This window comes from Paenibacillus sp. FSL R5-192 (genome assembly GCF_000517845.1).
Classification (GTDB): Bacteria; Bacillota; Bacilli; order Paenibacillales; family Paenibacillaceae; genus Paenibacillus; species Paenibacillus amylolyticus.
Genome location: NZ_ASPR01000014.1, coordinates 1,145,777 through 1,168,198 on the forward strand (window position 1 = coordinate 1,145,777; position 22,422 = coordinate 1,168,198).

15 protein-coding genes, 1 pseudogene and 1 riboswitch are annotated in these 22,422 nt (G+C 45.2%); of the genes and pseudogenes, 12 read left to right on the forward strand and 4 right to left on the reverse strand.

Annotated elements, in window-relative coordinates:
- Positions 1-30 precede the first annotated feature (30 nt).
- The 4 genes and pseudogenes from C161_RS13480 to C161_RS31965 form a co-directional block, all read left to right on the forward strand.
- Entirely contained in the window at positions 31-927 is an 897-nt protein-coding gene (locus C161_RS13480; protein ID WP_036670687.1) for a ParA family protein, read from the forward strand.
- Positions 902-1,285 carry a hypothetical protein gene (locus tag C161_RS13485; protein ID WP_036670689.1) on the forward strand — a complete coding sequence of 128 codons (384 nt, stop codon included), beginning with the start codon at positions 902-904 and terminating at the stop codon, positions 1,283-1,285. The genes C161_RS13480 and C161_RS13485 overlap by 26 nt, the downstream gene beginning before the upstream one ends.
- Positions 1,278-1,955, forward strand: coding sequence for a hypothetical protein (locus C161_RS13490; protein ID WP_036670690.1), 678 nt, complete (start codon positions 1,278-1,280; stop codon positions 1,953-1,955). The genes C161_RS13485 and C161_RS13490 overlap by 8 nt, the downstream gene beginning before the upstream one ends.
- A 195-nt stretch (positions 1,956-2,150) precedes the next feature.
- A pseudogene (locus C161_RS31965) lies at positions 2,151-2,336 on the forward strand (YebC/PmpR family DNA-binding transcriptional regulator); the annotation flags it as partial.
- An 85-nt stretch (positions 2,337-2,421) separates the two neighbouring features.
- Here C161_RS31965 and C161_RS13495 read toward each other — a convergent pair.
- The 4 genes from C161_RS13495 to C161_RS13510 form a co-directional block, all read right to left on the reverse strand.
- Positions 2,422-2,910 carry a DMT family transporter gene (locus C161_RS13495; protein ID WP_036670691.1) on the reverse strand — a complete coding sequence of 163 codons (489 nt, stop codon included), beginning with the start codon at positions 2,908-2,910 and terminating at the stop codon, positions 2,422-2,424.
- Positions 2,911-2,924: 14 nt separating this feature from the next.
- On the reverse strand, positions 2,925-3,623 hold the full coding sequence (locus C161_RS13500) for a Crp/Fnr family transcriptional regulator (RefSeq protein WP_036670692.1): 699 nt from the start codon (positions 3,621-3,623) through the stop codon (positions 2,925-2,927).
- 45 nt (positions 3,624-3,668) lie between these two features.
- On the reverse strand, positions 3,669-4,094 hold the full coding sequence (locus C161_RS13505) for a DMT family transporter (RefSeq protein ID WP_036608521.1): 426 nt from the start codon (positions 4,092-4,094) through the stop codon (positions 3,669-3,671).
- A 518-nt stretch (positions 4,095-4,612) separates the two neighbouring features.
- Positions 4,613-5,410, reverse strand: a complete 798-nt coding sequence (locus C161_RS13510; RefSeq protein WP_036670694.1) for a Nif3-like dinuclear metal center hexameric protein — start codon at positions 5,408-5,410, stop codon at positions 4,613-4,615.
- A 258-nt stretch (positions 5,411-5,668) separates the two neighbouring features.
- On the opposite strand from C161_RS13510, the gene C161_RS13515 reads away from it, so the two are divergent.
- From C161_RS13515 to C161_RS13550, 8 genes are all read left to right on the forward strand, one after another.
- Positions 5,669-6,259: a biliverdin-producing heme oxygenase gene (locus C161_RS13515; protein ID WP_036670695.1), complete on the forward strand. Its 591-nt coding sequence runs from the start codon at positions 5,669-5,671 to the stop codon at positions 6,257-6,259.
- Positions 6,260-6,499: 240 nt separating this feature from the next.
- The gene (locus C161_RS13520; RefSeq protein ID WP_036670696.1) at positions 6,500-8,077 is read left to right on the forward strand and encodes a TerB N-terminal domain-containing protein; all 1,578 of its coding nucleotides are present in this window, start codon (positions 6,500-6,502) and stop codon (positions 8,075-8,077) included.
- A 6-nt stretch (positions 8,078-8,083) separates the two neighbouring features.
- Positions 8,084-9,427 (forward strand): ATP-binding protein, encoded by a 1,344-nt coding sequence (locus C161_RS13525; protein ID WP_036670698.1) that lies wholly within the window; start codon positions 8,084-8,086, stop codon positions 9,425-9,427.
- Positions 9,424-11,643, forward strand: coding sequence for a DEAD/DEAH box helicase (locus tag C161_RS13530; RefSeq protein WP_036670699.1), 2,220 nt, complete (start codon positions 9,424-9,426; stop codon positions 11,641-11,643). Before C161_RS13525 ends, C161_RS13530 begins: the two co-directional genes overlap by 4 nt.
- A gap of 147 nt (positions 11,644-11,790) precedes the next feature.
- Positions 11,791-11,901: riboswitch (purine riboswitch) on the forward strand.
- A 106-nt stretch (positions 11,902-12,007) separates the two neighbouring features.
- Entirely contained in the window at positions 12,008-12,961 is a 954-nt protein-coding gene (locus C161_RS13535; RefSeq protein ID WP_017688752.1) for an EamA family transporter, read from the forward strand.
- Positions 12,962-13,166: 205 nt separating this feature from the next.
- The gene (locus C161_RS13540) at positions 13,167-13,592 is read left to right on the forward strand and encodes a cupredoxin domain-containing protein (protein ID WP_017688751.1); all 426 of its coding nucleotides are present in this window, start codon (positions 13,167-13,169) and stop codon (positions 13,590-13,592) included.
- A 96-nt stretch (positions 13,593-13,688) separates the two neighbouring features.
- Positions 13,689-14,711 (forward strand): SDR family oxidoreductase, encoded by a 1,023-nt coding sequence (locus C161_RS13545; protein WP_036670700.1) that lies wholly within the window; start codon positions 13,689-13,691, stop codon positions 14,709-14,711.
- 156 nt (positions 14,712-14,867) lie between these two features.
- Positions 14,868-22,370 (forward strand): fibronectin type III domain-containing protein, encoded by a 7,503-nt coding sequence (locus tag C161_RS13550; protein WP_036670701.1) that lies wholly within the window; start codon positions 14,868-14,870, stop codon positions 22,368-22,370.
- Positions 22,371-22,422: the final 52 nt, after the last annotated feature.

The following is a 22,422-nucleotide window of genomic DNA, read 5'->3' on the forward strand; positions in this document are numbered from 1 at the left end:
GTTATAAGTGGAAATTAGGAGGTTTTATCAATGACAAGGAATGCTAAAGTTATTTCATTTATTAATATGAAAGGGGGTGTGGGGAAAACTACACTTTGTAGAGAGATTGCTCTCTACTTATCAGAACGATATACCCGTGGTGAAGAATCAATAAAAATTTTACTAATTGATATTGATCCTCAAGCTAACTTGACTCAATCCCTGTTAGAGAAGTTTGAGAAGAAAACTACATATTATAAAGAAAATGAAGAAGTTGACTTTAAGTGTTCTGTGGATAATATCTTTAAACAAGACGCAGTAGGAATGTCTAAGAAACATGTAATACTTGAACTAACCGAAAATTTAGATTTGATTCCTGGTGAGTTAGAGACTATTTTCTTACAGAGACAGCAGAATCCAAGTACTCCTAATAAGCTGATGGACTACATAATAGATAACGAACTTAGAAGAGAATATGATTATATCTTTTTGGATTGCCCTCCTACATATTCAGTTTATACAGAAATGTCCTTCTACACAAGTGATTACTATTTTGTTCCAGCAGTACCAGATGCTTATTCTGTTCTTGGTGTAGACTTGTTAGAACGAGTTGTTAAAGATATCGTCTACAGTCAAAGAAACACTGTATTTAAGAATTCACAACCAAAAAATCTTGGTGTGATGTGGACGAGAGTACATCTAGGTCACAAACCAAAACAGGCAGATTTCATGAGTGGATTAGATGTGGCAGATATAGTTATAGACAACAGAATTTATATATTTGAGAATGTTTTTCAAGAGTCACACAAGTTATCTACCTCTACTTTCGATAAAAGCATTGTAGACAGGAGCGACAAAAGCTTAGATGAAATGATGATAAATATTTGTGATGAATTTATTCAAAGAATAGAGGTGATGGAAAATGAGAGCGCTGTGGAAGAGGATTAAACTACTTGAAGTTAAAAAGGATTCAAACCAAACAAGAATGGATTTCTATGGCGTTTTAATCCCTACTCTTTTGTCGCGAAAACTGTTTAAAAATAATAAAGATTTAAAGGAATTAACCAATAAGTTTAAAGTACAGACTGAGATAAGAGATTATCTATATGACAATAGAACGGCATTAATTGCAAAATTGATAAGAGAGTTTGAAAAAAACACAAAAGAAGAATTGGAGTATAATGTTAAATTATTTAAAAAGATAGTACTTGAAATGATTGATAAAACAGGAGATATTAGCACCAATGAAGTAACTCACATTATCAATAAATATTCCAGAAATCATAAGGAAGAACTTGATGAATAACAATTGGATTGTAAATAATTATATAGATTATCTTAGTGAGCAGTATCCTATCTACTATGACAAAATGTCTGGTGAAACCTTGAATAAACTTAAAGATTTATATTTTTCCGTTAATGATATTTCTGTAATGTGTAACATTTTCAATAAAAGTGAATACCAAGAAAAGAATTTTTACAATTTGCTATGTGAATTTAAGAGTTACGCTTCCAGATTATTGTTAATAATACCTATAAATGATAAATATTTAGTTGATTCGCTTTTTAGGTTGTTAATAGAAAAATTGTACAGAATGATATATGCTCATCATCATGGACATCTATTAGAATCTTCAATCAGGAATCATGAGAGAAGGAAAATGAGTACTCGTCTAATGGGGAAACTAAATAAAAAAGAAGAACTAGATATTTTATATGGAGAATACTCTGAGTTGATTCATCATTCTAGTCCTACGTCTACAGATTTGCTGAATTTTAGAAAGTTAAGTGAGGTAGAGCTTGGCTTAGAGAAGTACATTAATGATCAATTAGAAGTATTAAAGGAAATTTTTATGTTAGATTTTTTTATTCCTAAATTTAAGGGGAAGCACATTGATTTAGCTTCAAAATTAACATTGAAGGAACAATTAAAAGAATATACTTCAAAGTTACTTGAAGAAGAGTGTATCATTTAGTTCACTGGCGTTGCCATTTAAGTAACATTTAAATTAGATTTTTATGTGTGCTAGTGTAGAAGATTTTTTCTCATTACCTTGAGGAGAAATGTATTAACATTGAGATCTGCATAACAATTATGATGAAATTTAATAATAGTTTGGTGTCATAAACCTTAAATTTTCATATGCAAAGTGAGAGTATAGTAATTTAAGCACGCTGTACAAGAAGCATTCAAAGCTGCGGGTGTTACTGAGTTCACAGTAGCCGAGCTGACCATGCTTGCGCAAAACCATATTGAACTTCCAGAGGATGCACAAGCTCAGTTCGAGAAACTGATCGATGCGCTTGAGGACCTTGAAGATGTTCAACAAGTCTACCATAACGTAGAGTTCGTGTAAGAGAACGAGGCCATACGTGGTTTGATTGCATAAAAAGAGTGTCTGACCAATCTGCGGGATTGGACGGACACTCTTTTTTGTTCGTTTACGATTCAGACTGCAACGTTCCAGGGGACTGATCTGATTTTTCCGATTTACTTCCACCGAACTTGAACAACACAATTCCCCCAACAATGACAAGTACACCGAGCAGCTGATTCCACGAAAAAGGAATTTGCTCCAGACCGAGCCATCCCATGGAATCAAATAGTAGCGCAAAACTCAATTGGGACGTCAGTACGATCGAGATGGCATATGTGGGACCAAGCAGCTTCATCCCTTGGACGAGACAGAAGACCACGCCAACGCCGATGGCTCCACTGAGCCAGTACCAGGGCTGCATATGCTGGAAGCTAAATGTGTTCTTGCCCTCCACTAGCAGAGAGATGAGGAACGAAGCAATGAATCCGGTGAAAAGCACCATCGTTGTTGTGGACCATGAACCGGTGCGTTCATTGACTTTGCTATTAAAAATCGTTTGCAGACTGACAAGTGCACCTGCCAGTAGTGCAAGCGAAATACCTGTGATTAACATGGTTGTCGAACTCCTTATTCATAAATATTGTGACCTGTTATTTCCCTTAGACCCGCTCGATCCTTGATCATAATCAATCCCTGATGTCGTTCAATTAACCCGTCTGCACAGAGCTTCTGGATGACCCGGTTTAGGTGTCGGTAACTGGTGCCGATCAGATTCGCGATGTCGGTCAGATTGAACGCGTCCAGCTCTTCATGAACGACATTGCCCGCTTCTTCTGTTGAGATGGAGAGCAGGTAGCTGACTAGACGAACCTCAACGGGATACATTAGGTTGAAATTGGAAAAATTCGAGTCAATGTAGAATTTGTGAGAGATGATTTTAAGCAAAAATTTAAGTAAAGGTGCATAATCGCTGGCAAGCTCAGCAAGCCATTGATAATGAATGCGAAGCATCACCACAGGTGACACGGCCTGAACCGTATTAACAATATCGCTTTCACGGACATACTCTATGTCACCGACAACTTCAAGCGGTGTTTTGAAACAAAGCACCAGCGTTTTGTCCTGAGCGGAGGTGGTGAAAATCTTGATTTTACCCTCGACCAGTACGTACAAATATTCGGAAGTTTCCCCTTCACGACAGATCAGTTCACACTTCTCAAAGTGGCATAACGTCATATGTGTACGCAGGGGCTCATGAAATACAGTTTCGAGTTGATATTGCTTCAGATATTGTATTAATTGTTGCTCGTTATGGATCTCTTGCACGCTGTTATTCACCCCCGACGATATGTTTCAATCCTTCTCCAAAAACTATAGTTTCATAATAATGACACCAGTCACCATTAAGGCAATGCCTAGAAATTGCGGCAGTTTCATCTTTTGTTTCACCACGCCGAACCATCCGTTACTATCCACCAGAAAAGTCAGGAACAGCTGAGCAATGAGCAGAGCCGAGATCGTGAATGTAACCCCAATTTGCTGAATTGCTGTCACTTCGCTGAAAATAATGACGGCGCCAAAAGCACCTCCAGCCAAGTACATAGGCTTTACTTGTTTGAGTCCTTGAAGGTTGGTGTCTCTAACAAACATTAGTATCAGCGCCGCTAAGATGAATCCTGTCAGTTGTGTAATCGTAGCGGCCTGCCATGTGCCCATGTCGGTGCTAATCCGAGTATTGGCAACACCTTGGAGCGTGATACACGCGCCGCCCAGTAATGCAAAAATAATTCCTCTCATATGTACGCTCCTTATTCAATCACTTCGACTTCTATTATTAAATGATAAATTGACTCTGAACGCCAAGGACAAATGTCCTGAGCTTTGAAGTCACAGCATTTAGAGTACAATAAAGAACTCGGGAAATCCAGATGGGGCATGAAGAGAGGCGTGGCATATGTGCTCAGTACTCATTTTTCATCATAATCTAACGAACCAGTGACACCTTATTGTACTGATCCGATTGAATTGAGAAATCTAACGAATCTCAGCGACGCTAATTGGGTTATGTTGGGTAGAAATGGGCGGTAAAACAGGGGGGATGGAGGAATAGGGTGTCTACGATTTGTTACTTTTGAGAATCCGCAAAAATTCGCTCAATAGAGTGTGTCAGGTTCGTTAGCTATCCAAGAACTGAAACGAGAGTCTGCCCAGCGTCCCCGGAGCATAGTAAGTATCCAAAGCTCCGGGGTAGGACAGGCAATGAGATTAGAAGCAATCAGCTAGAAGATCCTCTCCGTACAAATCCAATCATGCTATTAAATCACAGTGTAAACAGGCTTCTCGCCTACAAAACGAACAGACAACTCGGGAAAACGTTCCGCCAACCTGTCTGCCAATAGCTTCATCCCCGAAGCTTCGCTCTCGGCATGCCCCATCATGATCATTGCCTTGGACTTGCCTTGTTGCACAGCATCACGGATATATTCCGGTGTTTCCCATTCAAATCCTTCTCCTGCAATGATGAGATCCAATTGCTCATTCTGAATCAAGGGAATTGTCACATGTCCATTACCACGAAAACCTACCAGTACCGCTGCACGTCTACAGACTATTTCCGCATTGCCTGCAACGCGTACATAATCGATGCCAAGGGAACTTTTCACATGGTGAGCAATAGCTTGGGCGGTGCGTCCTTCCGGAAAAGAAAGGATGTCTGCTTCCGCTAGTTGTTGCTCCACATAAGAGGACCACCCCAAGGCCTGAATCAGTCCTTCGGTAATGCCATCCGGTTGGAAGCGGTGGATGATATCATGACATCGATAGATGGAAATGCCTGCTTCGTCGATCAACTTTCTTTTGTCCGCATAAACCGAATCATTTGCAAGCCAATCCGTATGACTGTGATGGTTATAAAACGGAGATTCATGCGCAATGATCAAGTTCGCACCTTGCTGTATGGCTTGTTCAATAACATAATGTGTGGGCATAAAAGCAATGATAATACCTGTGACCTTACGATCAAGTGAGCCCGTAATGAGCTGATCTACCGTGTTTTCCGGCAATTCAATGTTATCTGTGAGATGAAGTACAACGTCTTGAACTGTAAGATCCATAGAATGCATTCCTCCAATGACAGGATATAAAGTTAGTGTACCATGTTGACATCTGAAATCTACTGCCTTCCAGATTATAGGGTCGTTTTTATTGTTTTCGGTTAATACTAAAACATACAGATTACAGTCAGTTAAGATAACAACGGAGGAATGTATTGGCTGTGTACGGATGTGGATTCATATAGTTTTCTCAAACAAGAATAAGTATACTTACATAGAGTCTTTGCTTGTAACAGATTGTGAAAGGGGATAACTACGATGACAGCAACAACTATTATGGAACGTCTGAAGAGCGAGACAGCTCATTATCACAGACAAGTAGAACAGAACCCTTATGCAAAAGCCATTATGAATCAAACTGTGACAATAGAAGAATATAGAACATATTTAGAGAAATTTTATGGATTCCTGAAACCGCTGGAAGATCAGGCTGTACAACAGCCTTTCTGGGGAAGTACGGGATTGGATATCGAGATTAGAGGCAAGGCTGGACTGTTGGAGAAAGATTTACGAAATCTGGGTGCCAGTGAAGAAGAGATCAGCCAACTTCCGCTCTGTGAAGAACTGCCGGATATTTTAACACCTGCCCGTTTGTTTGGATACCTGTATGTAATTGAGGGGTCCACGAACGGTGGACAAATCATGACCAAGCGTTTGTCGCAGTTCCTGCCCATTGAGGCTGATCGTGGTTTGGAATATTTCAATGCTTACGGCTCAGAGACAAGAACAAGATGGAGCGAGTTTACGGGGTTGCTGCAGCAGTCCATCAGCACTCCAGAAGATCATGACAACATGGTAAACAGCGCATCAGAGACATTCCGTCTATTGGACCAGTGGATTAATACGTAGGGCGGACTTTATTTCATATATTAAAAGGAAACTATATAAGTTGAAATAATACATTTAACACCTAACGGAGAGGACAGAAAAAAATTAAATAGACATGATGAAAAGAGGGCAGAAATGCCTTCTTTTTTGTGTCCAGGAATATCTAAATTTCGTCACCGCAGACACAGGACAAGTGATATAATGATCCCTATGGATACACTTGTTCGTATTCTGTCTTGGAGGAGGGTGAGATAACGTTCTATGAAAGACAACTCAAGACAATTGGAATTTATGGAGATAGATCTGAGTGAAGAACCTGAAACAGCAGCGGTTCCGGTTCCCGATCGTTCAACCATTGTGCAGTCTGCACATGATACGATGCAGCATCGTGGAGGCATATTGTCCTCAGAGAAACGTTTTGTAGAGGAAGCAAAGCAGTGGGCAGAGATGGAGGGGGATGTATCCCCGTGGGTTCCCTTTATGAGTTACTGGCCAACGTATGGCGTGATGAATGAAGCCCAGCGCAAGTGGTATATGTTTTGGAGGAAGGAAGTACGTCAGGGGAGATACCCGGATACCGATCTGTCCTATCTATTTGTTCATATCTACGAGTTAATTAACGGCATTGGCTGGCAGAATCCTCAGGATGGTTATGATCAATTGAAGCAGCTATGGGTGAACTACCGTGAACGGCTGCCCCAATTAAATATATATATGCAAGAGTGGATGGTCGATTATGTGCTGGTCCATCAGATGGAGATGTCCTTATCCGAGGTCATGGGCCTTTCGGGCGGATACCTGCCAGCAGAGATGCTGGATAGGGAGCTGCAACGTATTTTACAGGATAATGTATCGGATATATCGCTGAATATGCTGCAAAGATATTATGATTACGATATTACACTCAGTAAATTTTATAGAGATGGCGGCAAAGAAGTGATGGAGCAGTACATCCCGCGGGTCATGGCCTTGGTTGATTCGTACCTGGAACGTACGCGACAAGTTGGACTGTTGCCTGAGTGTGATCCTAACGATGAACGCACGATGGAGCGCATTCTGTTTCGCAAAGCAGTCTATGATGATTCGATCTATGGAAGATCGGTATCGTTCAGATATATGCCCATAGGTGAACAGGCTGAATTTGTGCAGATGGTTACGCGGATCTATCGATGTACTGAAAATAAACTTCGTGAACTGCTTGGATTCAGAGGCCGATTGCGAGGACAGACTCTTGAACCCGAACTTGCAAATCTGATTGAACGTTACCTGGACAAAGCATATGCGATCGAGCAGGCGGAGTCTGTGGAACAACCGATGATTCGGATTGATACAGAGAAATTGGCATCGTTACAGCAGGAAAGTGAGTACGTGCGATTGGCGCTTACAATTGAGGATGATCACCCTTCTGAAGTGAAGGATGAAGAGGTTAATAGCGCAAATGTTACAAGTAATCCATTCGATGTACTGGAAGCAAGGAATGAGATCACTCCAACTGAAGGTTCCATGGAGTCGGAGCCATCTGCAGTAGAGATTGCAACAGGAGCGGAAGTAGAATCGATTAGGTTGCAGTGGGACGAGTCTGCTGAGGCTGATCTTGATGAAGAATGGCTGCTCTTTGCCAAGGAACTCTCCCCTCAGCAGGTGCAAACGATTCATGTCCTACTTGGCGCAAGTCCAGATACGGAGCTGATGCGTCTGGCTGAGCAATATGGAACGATGCCTACGCTTCTGCTGGATGAAATTAATGATGTGGCTATGGAAACGATCGGTGATCTTCTGATTGATGGTGATCGGATTGTTCCTGATTATATAGATGTGTTCGAACATGTGAAGAGGTGATACGCAGTGACAGAACTTAAAATACCAAAGCGGCTGACCACCGCACTTGTAAATTCATTGACGGCGGGTGTTGTCCCGCGCATAGGACTGGAGCAGATTGCTGTTGGTCGGAAACCGGAAGTGGAAGCCATTTTGCGGGATATGGACAATATCGCCGAGGGAGGCGCAGCGTTTAAACTCATTACGGGTCGTTACGGCAGCGGTAAAAGCTTTCTTTTGCAAATGATTCGTAACTATGCGATGGATAGGGATTTCGTTGTGGCAGATGCGGATCTGTCACCTGAGCGACGACTGGTGGGAACTAAAGGCCAGGGACTTGCGACATATCGCGAACTGATGACTCGTTTGTCTACACGCACACGCCCGGATGGGGGAGCGTTGGAGCCGATTTTGCAAAAATGGATCGCAGGGCTGCAACAATCCACGATGCAGAGTCAGAACTTGCGCCCGGATGATCCCGCTCTGCCGCTGGAAGTAGAGAAGCAGATCTATGCGGTGACGGGGGAGATGCAGAATCTGGTTCACGGCTTTGATTTTGCCAAAGTACTGGCGTCATACTGGAACGGGTACAAGCTGGCTGATGATGATCGCAAACAGGCGGCCCTTCGCTGGCTTCGAGGGGAATTTGCAACCAAAACGGAAGCGAAAAAAGAACTGGCTGTTGGCGTTATCATTGACGATGACAACTGGTACGACTACTTCAAATTATGGTCTGAATTCACAGCGCGCATTGGTTACAAAGGATTGTTGTTGTTCATTGATGAAGCGGTGAATCTGTACAAAATTACAAACAGTGTCTCCCGTCAAAGCAACTATGAGAAATTGCTGACCATGTTCAATGATACGATGCAGGGTAAGGCAGAGCACCTGGGCATATTTGTAGGTGGTACGCCGCAATTTGTGGAGGATGAACGGCGCGGATTATACAGCTATGAAGCGCTTCGCTCCAGGCTTATTGATGGTCGTTATGCAGCCAAAGCGTATGCGAATTACACAGGTCCGATCTTGAAGCTGGCGATGTTATCGCATGAAGAGATTCTGATTTTGCTCCAGAAGCTGCGGCAGATTCATGCCCTGCATTTTGGATACAGCGCAAGTCTGACGGATGAACAATTGGTTGATTTTATGCAAACGGCGGTGAACCGGCTGGGTGCGGATGAATTGCTGACCACGCGTGAAGTGGTACGAGACTTTATGGATGTTCTGCATACGTTACACCAGAATCCTGAAGTGACTTATACTCAATTACTTGGCGAGCGGGTTGCCAAACCTCAGGAAACGGGTAAAGGGGCAGATGCTTCCGCAAATACAGATGATCTGGACGACTTTCTGGCGGAGTTTGAATTATGAGTGATAATCCGTTCTATCGGCTGGCGCCGTTTGTTCAGGAATTTATATATAAAAAAAGATGGGAATCGCTTCGTCCTGCCCAGATTGAGGCCTGTAATATCTGTTTTCATACCCCGCATCATATGCTGATTGCGGCGGGAACAGCCTCCGGCAAGACGGAGGCGGCTTTTTTTCCTGCATTGACCGAGCTGTATGAACGGCCTTCCAAATCGGTTGGCATTTTGTACATTGGACCTCTGAAAGCCCTGATTAACGATCAATTCGAACGTCTTAAGGATCTGTTATCCGAAGGAAATATTCCGGTTTGGCATTGGCACGGGGACGTACCTCAGGCGGAGAAAACAAAACTGATGAAAAATCCGTCCGGTGTGCTCCAGATAACGCCAGAATCGCTGGAAGGTCTGCTCATGAATCGACCGAATGCAATCCCGGCGCTGTTTCATGACTTGCGATATGTCATCATCGATGAGGTGCATGCTTTCATGGGAGCGGATCGGGGCATTCAAGTACTCAGTGAACTTGCCAGAATCGAGCGTATGGCTGGCTGCGCACCGCGAAGAGTGGGCTTGTCCGCTACACTTAGTGACTATGATGCGGCTACATCTTGGCTTGCTGCCGGAACGCAGCAGGGGGTGGATGTGGTCTCTTCATCGGGGGGTCGCAAGCTGCGACTGCGGGTGGAACATTTCTCTTTTCCAGATGCGCAGGACGAGGAGCAGGCGGAGCAACTTCATAACGCACGCAAAGCCTACTACGACTTCATCTATGAGAGTACACATCGTAAAAAAGCGTTGATCTTCACCAACAGCCGAACGGATGCTGAAGTCACCATTCTTGAGATGCGGCGAGTCGCGGCTCGCAGGCAAGAGCGTGATGTGTTCCATGTGCATCATGGAAGTATCTCGGCCATGCTGAGGGAAGAGACGGAAGCTGCCCTACGCACAGGATCGGGGCCAGCTGTTGCTGCGGCAACCGTCACGCTTGAACTGGGAATTGATCTGGGCGAGCTGGAACGTGTGGTTCAGCTGGGGGCACCGTATAGTGCGTCCAGCTTTGTACAGCGTCTGGGACGTTCAGGGAGACGAGAGGACATGGCATCGGAGATGCTTTTTGTATGTCCGGAGGACGAGGACGAGGAAGCGCAATTGCCAGCGCGTATGCCGTGGACGTTGATGCGTGCGATTGCTGTTATCGAACTGTATGTAAAAACGAAGTGGGTCGAGCCGCTTGAAGCCCGCAAAATGCCCATAGGTGTGCTCTACCATCAGACGATGAGCATGTTGAAAAGTATGGGGGAGGCGGAGCCGAGAGATCTTGCGGAAGCCATCCTTTCGCTGGCTCCATTTGCGTTGATTAGACCTGATCAATATCAGGTATTCCTGAATTACCTCATCGATACAGATCATCTGCAATGGACAGAGGATCGAACATTGATCATCGGTCTGACAGGTGAGAAAATTGTGAATAATTATCGCTTCTACGCCGTGTTTAAAGACGATGAGGAACATAAAGTACTAAACGGCTCGGAAGAGATTGGTTCGATTACAACCGTGCCCCCACCTGGCTATTGCTTCTCGCTCGCAGGCAAACTGTGGAAAGTGGAAGAGGTTGATCACAAGCACAAGGCTGTGTATGTGAAGTCTGCAAAAGGTAAAGTAGATACATTATGGCTTGGCGCGGGAGGAGATATTCATACGTCGGTCGTACAGAAAATGCGTGAAGTGTTGTCCGACTCGACCATCTATCCCTATCTGTCACCACAAGCCGTCAATCGACTTGAACGGGCGCGCCGCCTAGCTCGTGAAAGCGGACTGTTGAAGCAGGTCGTGATTCCGGCAGGGGGAGATTCGATGTACGTTCTTCCTTGGGTGGGAAGTAAATCATTCCGTACATTGGAGCGCCTGATGAAGCATAATCTGTCCAAGAAACTTGCCTTGCGTTCGGTTGTGCCCATGGAGCCATATTATTTTGTAGTATCCGGCAAGGTCGACGAACGAACATTGTTAGCCGAGATCATGAGTGAATGCCGAACGGCTGAAGACGCATCTGCGTTACTGGCTGAAGATGAAGCGCCTTATCTGGGCAAGTATGATGAATTTGTCGCGCCGCCTTTGATCCGTGAGGCTTTTGCCGTAGATGGGCTGGATCTGGAAGGATTGAAGGCAGGTTTACAGCAAACATTGGAGTGGGACTCCTCAGGCTTCAATCGGACATGACGTTTTTACGTAATCAGAGTACTCGAAGAATGGTACAGCGATCGAAGCGACTCGGTGTAATAATTTAGTTCAACTTTTTATACGGAATAGGGTTGACACCATCTCACCTCCCATGTAATATATGAAAAGTCGTCACACACGAATTACATCAAATTGCATATATCATTTCGTATAACCTCGCAGGCCGAAAGTGTACACAGGGCGAGGGTCTCTACGGGAAGCCTATACTTCCTAACTACGATGCCAAGGAATCAATGTATTCCTTGCTCGTAGTTAGGATTTTTTGCATTTAGATGGTGTCTGTGACCTTGGCATGAACCAACATGCAGGCGTATTTTTCTTATCATCAGGAGGTTTATTCACAATGAAATATTATCTGTCCGTTCTCGCGGGAGCGATGAGCTATGGCATATTATCCACGATTGTGGTTCTGGCGTACGGCGAAGGATATAAACTTGGAGAGGTTGTGGGAGCACAGCTGATCACGGGTTTTCTTCTATCCTGGATGCTTGCGCTATACACAAAATTTAGAACAAAACGTAAGTCACAGGCAAATGGCAAAGCATCAGGAGCCGTGGCACAGGTATTCAAGCGGTTGACGTGGAAACAACGTCTGATATTGATGGCTGCTGGAACACCAACGGTAATAACAGGTCTCGTGTATTATCAGTCTTTGCGTTACATTCCGGCTTCACTTGCCATTATCCTGTTGTTCCAGTTCACTTGGATTAGTGTATTGATTCAGGCGATAAGCAAACGTCAACGTCCAGACAAAGTCACATTCCTGACGTTGATCATTCTGTTCGGCGGAACTTTGCTGGCAGCCGGTTTCCTGGAACAGGGACTGGGTGAGTTCAACGGTCTGGGTATTGCACTTGGATTAATGGCAGCCGTAAGTTATTCCCTGTTTGTATTGTTCAGCGGCAAAGCGGTTCCTTCAGCACATCCAGCCTTCCGCAGTGCGTGGATGGTTACAGGCGGATTGATCCTGCTGTGCATTTTGTTCCCGCCGACATTCCTCTTTAACGGATTGATCTGGAGCCAGTTGCTTGTATTTGGATTGCTGCTTGGATTCTTCGGGGCATTCATTCCACCAGTACTGTTCGCTATCGGCGTTCCGCATATTGGTGGTGACATGGCCGGAATCCTGGGTGCAGTGGAGCTTCCAATTGCAGTTTTGTTATCCTCAATCGTGCTCCATGAGCATGTCAGCGGATTGCAATGGTTCGGAGTTATTATTGTGCTCATTGGTGTAGCCCTGCCAGAGTTGTATAAATTACGCATGAGACGAAGTCGGAATACACCGATCTATTCCTGAGTTATACAAAAAGGGATATTGCGAAGCATGAACGGGAATACCCGTAGATAAGCCTGAGAAATCAGGCTTTTTCTATTGAAATATTTTTGCTCAATCGCAATAGCCCAGAGGGGTCATTTTCATTGTCATGCGAATCAGGTATGCTTAATGAATACATCCGTCTGTGGATTGAATATTGATGGGACATCGAATGAGGAGTGTTTATATGAAAAGCTGGTTTGGAAAAACATGGCCTTGGTTAACGCTGGGTCTGACCGTTGTTGTACTGCTTGGATCATTTTTGGTTTATTTTATGGGCAAAGACGTATCCCCCGGATCGGGAAGTGCGGTAACTGCACAAGCTGAGACTCCGGAGGATTTGAAGGGATATGAAGTCATTGATGTGGACGTGAGCAACGATGGTTTTGGACCAGACGTTATCGAGGTGAAGGCTGGCGTACCGACCAAAATCAACTTTATTCTGACCCGGTCGGTGACACATGTGAAATCAGTGGGATCACAAAAGCTTGGCATGGATCTATACATGCAAAAGGGACCCAATTATTATACGGTCGACAAAGATCTGCCTAAGGGAGAATATGAGATCCATTGCGGCATGTACATGATATATGCAACGATTAAGGTCGTATAAGCTGAAGGAGCAAGGTTTCGGGTCACCGAGCTTTGCTCCTTTTTTTGGTGCGTGATATCATGGAAAAGTGGGTAAAATCGATCAGGAGGTGGCGAAATGAAAGCGCTATTTATTGGAGGGACTGGCACCATCAGTACGGCCATTACGGAGATGCTTGCACAGCAAGGCTGTGAACTTTATTTAATTAATCGCGGCAATCGGAACGATGAGTTGCCAGCAGAAGTCAAGGTACTTCAAGCGGATATTAATGACGAGGCACGTGTAGCGGAACTGATAGCTGATCTGGAATTTGATGTTGTGGCGGATTTTATCGCTTTTGTACCGTCTCAATTGGAGCGAGATTACCGTTTGTTCAAGGATAAAACCAAGCAGTTTATTTTTATAAGTTCAGCATCGGCGTATCAGACACCTTTGGCTGATTACCGGATCACGGAAGGGACGCCCTTATCGAATCCATATTGGGAGTATTCACGCAACAAGATTGCCTGTGAAGACTATCTGATGAAACAATACCGCGAGCATGGATTCCCTGTGACCATCGTGCGTCCGAGCCATACGTATAGCGACAAATCGGTACCTCTCGGTGTTCATGGTGCTCAAGGCAGTTGGCAGGTTCTCAAGCGTATCCGTGAAGGCAAACCCGTTATCATCCATGGAGATGGCACCTCACTGTGGACCATCACGCACAATACTGATTTTGCCAAAGGGTTTATCGGGCTGATGGGAAATATCCATGCCATTGGTGAATCGGTACATATCACCTCAGATGAATCCGTCACCTGGAATCAGATTCATGAAATTATAGCTGGCGTGTTGGGTGTTAAGCTTCATGCGGTACATGTACCCTCTGAGTTCTTGGCAGCATGCAGTGATCAGGATCTTCGCGGCGGATTGCTGGGTGACAAAGCCAATACCGTTGTGTTTGATAACAGTAAGCTGAAGCGGCTTGTTCCGGAATTTGTAGCAACGACAAGAGCCGATCAGGGCATTCGAAGTACGATTGAACACATTCTGGAGCATCCTGAGTTACAGACCGAAGATCCGGAATTTGATGTATGGTGTGACAAGGTCGTTGGCGCATTGGACGAAGCGTTATTAAAGATCAGAGATGAGAAATGAGAAGTAAGGCGTTCATGATCAAGTGTTTACATTCATGTGCTTAATCGTTATAATCAAGAAAAAATGACACTTGTTAGGGGAGGCACCCCAACTTAGGACATCGTTCCTTTGTTGGGGTGCCTCCTTTTTTTTGTGTGCCAAAAAGGAGAGTAGACGTTGAAGAAATCAGGAAAACGTGTGAAGAAACAAGCGGAACAGTTAACCAAAGTGGTGCTGGCATTTGCGTTATTATCACCTCAAGCCCTGTTGCTTGAATGGGGTGCAGCCACGGTAATGGCTGAAACGGTTGAAACGATCGGGATTGTATCCGATACGGTCAGCATGAAGGCTGTACAATCATCCAAAGTGAAAGTAGAGATGAACAGTGATGGCAAATACAGAATTGTATTACTACCAAACACAAATGTATTTTACGGTGGTGATACAGGGAATGTATCCACGATTATCGACCATAATGGATCACCCGTGAACTTCAAAACATTGCCGCTTAATTATTACCGAATTAACAATAATGTGATTGAAATGTCCCGGCAAAAGGACAATGTCGAATATATTTTGCGTGTATCTATCGTTAATGCTACCTCACAAGGTGGATACATGAAGGTTGAACTGGAAGCCATCAACCGCAGTGGATCGGCACTGAATTTGGGTGGAACATTTTATTGGGATACGATGGTGAATGGCAATGATGCATCTCCGTTTGAAGTCATCGAGAATGGATGGCGCAATTACAGCGGCGGCGTTCAGGTCACGGCTTTTTATGCGAATACGTACAATGTTGTGAATGCAGATCGCATATACATGGGACAGTACAGCGGTCCGGACAATGCGCAGCTAACAGGGGGTTCTTTACCTTCGTCATTCACTCCAGGCCAGACCGTTACGGCTAGTGATACAGCTGCACAATTCTGGTGGAATGCCAAAGCAACAGCGAATCAGGCTTCACGCAAATTTTCAACGATCGTGGGAATCGGCCCTCAGAACGTTCCGCCTTCATTTACACTAACGGCTCCTTCTTCGGGGCAAACGTATTACAAAGGCGAGCAACTTCAGATCTCTGGTACAACGCGAGATACGGATGTAGGCGACCTATTGACCGTGAAATGGTCCATTGATGGTGGGTCTGAGAACATTTTGACCCAGATGACCGCGACGGGTTCAAATCAGTCTTTTAACACCAATTACACATTGCCTGACACCCTGCCAGATGGTACGCACACGTTGCAAGTATGGGTCATGGATGACAAAGGTGGGGTGTCCTCAGCAGGAACCATTAACTTTACGGTAAGGAGTTTTGTTGTGCCGGGAACGCCGACATATACATTGGTTAATTCTAATAACTTGACGGTGAATTGGGATAAGAAGGCGAATGATGCATCCGTAACGTATGAACTGAAAAATATGACGACGAATCAGATCGTGGATACAGGTACATCAAACAGTCGGCAGGTGACTGGGCTCACTCCGAATACGAGTTATTCTTTTGCTGTACGAGCAAAAAATTCAAGTGGTTCCTTCACGGGGTACTCCAGTCCATCCACCAAATATACATTGGCGAATCCACCCGCTGTTGCGGCTGTGACACAATCAGGGAACTCTGTTACAGCGAGTTGGAATAATAATAGTAACCCTGCGGGCACTCATTACAAAACGGAAATACGCAGTCCAGGTGGGCAAGTCCTCGCAACGGGAACAACAACTTCCACACGTACAGCGTTTGCCCTGACCGGACTCGCGGACGGAAAATATGAAGTATTTGTGGCGGCACTGAATGGTGAAGGGATACAGACCCCGTTTATATCCGCTGGAGAGATGATTAAAGACACGACGGGTCCAACTGCTCCTTCCGTTACAGTCACTCCATCCACATGGACCAAGGAAGATGTTCTGGTCACGGTTGAAGAAGGAAAGGATGCTTTAAGCGGAACTCAGAAGACTGAAGTTAAAGTCGGTCCGGCAGGAGAATGGCGTGAATATAGCGCTCCGTTTACCGTAAACAGTGAAGGCAACACAACTGTTATGGCACGCAGTATTGATGCGTTTGGTAATACGGGACAGGAAACAGCTGTGACAGCCAGAGTAGATCGGACGGCACCAACGCCTCCCGTCATATCGTTGAATCCGCCAAAATGGACAAAAGCGGTGGTAATCGTGACATTAACGCAGGGTACGGACGAAGCAAGTGGCATTAGTCTGACACAGTATAAGCTGGGAAGTGAGGGAGAATGGATCGACTACAAGGCTCCTCTTACACTAAGTGAAGAAGGGATAACCGAGATTTACGCACGAAGTTTTGATCGGGCCGCCAATGTCAGTGCTTCCACTTCGGCAACAGCCAGAATCGACAAGACTGGGCCTGAGCAACCAACGATTACGTTAAGTGAAGAGGATTGGACGAATCAGGATGTAACTCTTGCAATAAACAGTGGTGAAGATGCGGGCAGTGGGCTTGCCAAGAGCCAATATCGACTTAACAAAGAAGGTCCCTGGATCGATTATACGGGTGAAGTGACGGTTACCGATGAGGGAGAAACGATCGTATATGCACGCTCACTTGACCGTGTAGGCAATATAAGCACGTCCGCTCAGGCTACGGTTCGAATCGACACGACAGCTCCAACCGAGCCGGTGATTAGTATAAGTCATTCTGGATGGAGTAAAGAACATGTGCAATTCACGATCGCTGGAAGTATGGATGAACAAGCGATATCCTATGAATACAGCATGAATGATGCCCCGTATATGACAGGAAATAGCGGTACAGTTAGTACAAACGGCGCTACCACTATTCGGGCCCGAGCAAGGGATACTGTTGGCAATGTAAGCAAGGAAGTGAGTCGAATCGCCTATGTGGATCAGATGGCTCCAACGATTACATTTGCACCGAACGGACATGGCTGGACGGACATGGATATATCCACTACCATTCAGTATGCCGATGCCCACTCAGGCATTCAGGAACTGGAACGATTCTATCAAGTTACGAACAGTGCAGAATCACCGGAGCATTGGCTTGAAGCTCGCTCTGACCAGCATAAAATATCCATCGAATCGGAAGGTATATGGTACATCCATGCGAAAACCATGGACAGAGCAGGGAATACATATGAGACAACATCATCACCTTACCATATTCAACGCAAGCCCGAGCAACCGAGTCATGTGAGAATGACACAGATCGCTGAGACATCAGCTGAACTTACAGTGGATTTGCCAACAGGGGAAAGGTATACCAATGGATATCAGTATGAGATAACGAATAAAACGACAGGACAGTCATGGACACTGGATTATCCTAACCACAGTATAATCGATAACTCCCTAAGCGGTGGTCAGGTCTATGAATATGAAGTTAGAGTGAGAAACCATACCGGAGTAAGTGATGCACTAAGTGTTCAAGTATTAACTACCCCGGCAGCTCCCGGAACGTTGCACGTTAGAAAAGTAGATTCACAGCCCAATTTGGCCGAAATTCAATTTGATCCAGTACGAGGAGCAGATGCTTACCGCATTATTGCGACTACTTCAGACGGTGCAATCGTATTTGATCAGACGGTATCTGATCCTGGCAGCCTTCCCTATGTCAGCAACCTCGTTCCAGGAACCATTCATAACATCTCGGTAACCGCAATGAATGAAAGTGGCGCAGGAGGTAGCAGTAGGACCGGATTTCTCACACTGCCGGCAATGCCCGGTGAGTTTATGGCCGTTCAAATTCAGGAGAATGATATTTCATTAACGTGGGAGACAGTGACTTCTGCAACGTATTATGGGCTTTCACGCGATGGAACAGCCATATATGAAGGAGAGCAGACGGAGTATCTGGACTCGGGTCTGGATAGCGGAACGGAGTACAGCTATACGTTAATAGCCGGAAATGAGACAGGAACAGGACCGTTGGCAGGATTACCTTTGCTCAAGACTTTACCTGGGCAGGTGTCCGGCTTACAGGTATCCGATGCTTCCACAGGGAGCCTTCGTCTGAATTGGGAAGCAGTACGAGGAGCCGATCGTTATGAGTTATGGTTGAATGGAGAGAAGTCTGGAACGGTTCCTGCTGGAACCCAAGAATGGGTCTTTGCGGGACTGAGTTCAGGAACATCTTATCAACTGGATGTACAAGCAGTGAACGGAAGTGGTCAGGGGATGCGCAGTTCGGTATCAGGAACAACGTTACCAGAAAGCCCGTCGGGAATTCACGTTGTTCAAGTAACTGAACAGGGAGCAATCTTGAGCTGGGAACCTGTAGCTGGGGCAACGAAATATCGGGTTGTCATCGATGGACAGAGCCATGAGATATCAGATACACAACTCGCAGTTCACCACCTGTCAAGCAGTCATGAGTATACCTATGAAGTACAGGCGGGCAATGCTGCCGGGTACGGTGTATCTACCAGTAGTACAATTCTTACGCTACCTAGCAGGCCGGAAGGACTTAATGTCACATCGACTGGTGAGACAAGTATGGGACTTGCATGGCAAGCTGTAGATACAGCAAATCTCTATATTGTGAAAATCAATGGAACAGAAATGGGCAGAACATCAGAACTGGCCTACATGCTTGAGGGATTGTTGCCAGGTACAGAGTACGCTTTGCAAGTTCAGGCTGTGAATGCTTCTGGATCAGGTGAAACAGCGCAGCTCATCCGATTGTCCAAACCTGTGTCGCCTGCCGAAGTACTTGTTGATTCAGGAGTACATCATGCAAAAGTTTCCTGGTCTGTCGTGGAAGGTGCCGCTGAATACGTGATTGAGCAGAATGGTAAGGAGATCTATAGAGGAATGGAGAATGAAGCAACGATTACAGGACTCAAGGATGGAACGTGGCATCGCTATCAACTATGGGCGGTCAACAGACAGGGAACTCGTTCTGAAGCGACGGATGTATCTCTACTGACTTTGCCTGAGAAACCCGCTAAGGTTGCAGTATATGATGTGGCAAAAAACAGCCTTGGTCTGGATTTCAGTAACACAGGTGTCCAAGGGGCAGATCATTATGTCATTGAACGGGATGGAAGAGAGATCACTCAGATGGATTCAAGTGAAACCCAATTTGTAGACAAGGATCTGTTGCCAGGAACGAAATACACTTATGTGATTCGGGCAGTCAATGCGAGTGGAACGAGTGCACCGCTTACTTTGGGTATAATGACTCAAACGCTGCCATTGGTTGCAGAAAGTATAACAGTGAAAGCTGGAACACATGTGGTGGATCTGGCTTGGGATGTTGTTAAGGGAGCGGCTGCATATGAAATTCGTAATCAGGTAACGGGAGATGTACAAAGCGTGTCTGAACCGTCTGTACATCTCAATAGCATGCTGGATGGCACAGCATATGAATTCGAACTTGTTGCGATTAATGAAGATGGTCATCGGTCAGAGCCTATTCAGATTCAGGTTTTAACGAAACCCATATCACCTCAGACGGCAGGCATAACACACATCACAGATCAGACTGCGGTATTGGACCTGACTGGAAGCTCTACACGGGGAGCAGAGCAATTCATTATTATGCGGGATGGTGTTGAAGTCGCTAAGGTTCCAGCAGATCAAGCTTCATTTGAAGATGATGGACTGACACCAGGAGAGCATTACACATATATCATCAAAACATCCAATGCAACGGGAGAGAGTGATTCCGGTTTCGAAGTTCACTTGCGAACGTTGCCTGCGACCATTCATGAACCTTTACATGCAAGCATGATTGGGGAAAAGGAGGGATTGATCTCTTGGCCAAAGGTACAAGGTGCGGAGGGATATACCATAAGTATCGGAGATCAGATGTTCACCACGATTGAAGAAGGGGATGTCACAGATGTGAGATTAACTCATCTGGAGAGTGCAACCCGATATGATCAGGTACAGATTATTCCTTATAATACGGCTGGTTCAGGAAGCCCAATGACCGTGACTCCTTTTTACACCTTACCTCATGTGGATTCACTGGAAATGAAGATATATCCGGAGACAGATCACGCCAAATTGGAATGGGACTTCCCTTATGGGAACGAAACTTTCGTTATATTACTGGATGGTACAGAAGTATACCGAGGCAAAACAAAAGAGTTTATTGTTGATCAACTGGATGCAGGCAAACAGTACTCGATTGAAATCTACACAGAGAATGATCAGGGAGATGCATCGGAGAAGCTGGCGTATTCCGTTCTGACCAAGCCAGCAGCTCCGGTCAAAGTAGAGTTTAATTCAGCAAAGGATCACATTCGTCTTCTATTGGAACAGAGCCGGGTCGAAGGTGCCGAGCAGTTTATCATTGAGCGTGACGGTGTAGAGATTGCTCGTGTTCCTGCAGACGAAATGTTCTATGACGACAAGGAACTCGAACCGGGCGTGAACTATATCTATACAGTGAAGGCCATGAATGCCTCCGGCAGTAGTGATGGTGGTTATTACCTTCATGCAATGACTTTGCCCGGTAGTGCTACTTCATCTCCTGTAGTAGAGGGGCGTTCCATGTATGGTGCAGACATTGTATGGGAACTGATTCCTGGTGCTGGGGGTTATCGAGTTTATCGAAACGAAGAGCTTGTGGGAACAACAACGGAGACATCCATACATGTGTCTGAATTAAACAGTGCCGAGCGTTATACTGACTTTGCAATCGTTCCATTTAATGAGGCAGGTGAGGGTGAGGCGCTCCAGGTTCCGGAATTCGAGACGTTGCCTTCCGAGGAACTGACAGTAGCAGCCATAGCGCAAGGTACTAACACGATTAAGCTAACTTGGGAACTGGATTCAATAAATGAGGTGATTGTGATCACCCATAAAGATCGTGAGATCTACCGTGGCACGCAGCGCAGTCATGTATGGACAGGACTGAATGCCGAGCAGCATTATGAGGTGGAAGTATGGACGGAGAATTCAGCAGGTGAAAAAAGTGAAAGAAAACGGGCCGCAGCCATGACTTTTCCGTATCCACCATCCGCCTGGAGCGGTGGCGGTGCAACCCCGAGTCCAAACGGTACATCGGAACAAGCCGATGAGGTGAGTTCACAACCAGAACCGTCTGAGCAGCCTGATGTACCTGTGAAAAAAAATATCAAATTTATTGATATCAGCCAAACATTCAATAAAGATCAGATCACCTGGCTGGCGGAACAAAATATCATTCAAGGTGTAAGTGAAACTCGCTTCGAGCCACGCCGTCCGATCACCCGTGCGGAGTTCACTGCATTAATCGTGCGTCTGATGGGTGTGGACACAACGGTTAATGAACAACATGGATTTCAGGATGTGAACGATGAGGATTGGTTTGCTCCTGAGATTAAGGCAGCCGTTCATCATGAGATGGTTCAAGGCATGGGGAACGGCAAATTCGCTCCACATGCGCTGGTGACACGGGAACAGGCATCCAAGATTATAGCAAATGTTGTTCGTAAAATCAGACCGGAACCGCTGACTTCCCCAAGAGCGTTTACCGACCAGACTGATGTATCCGATTGGGCCAAAGAAGAAGTGCAGGAACTTGCAGGTTTGTACATGATTACCGGATATGAAGACGGTAGCTTCCGTCCCATGCAGCACTTAAGCAGATCCGAAGCTGCAGCGCTGATCTTCCGTTTAAATAAGCTGATTCAAGTTATGGATGAGAACCGTACAGATCAAGTGGAGAAAGCGTCAGCGTTTGATCGTCATATCTAGATTGAATTGATTCTTACATGTGATACTGCAATCATCGGCAGTAACGACATTA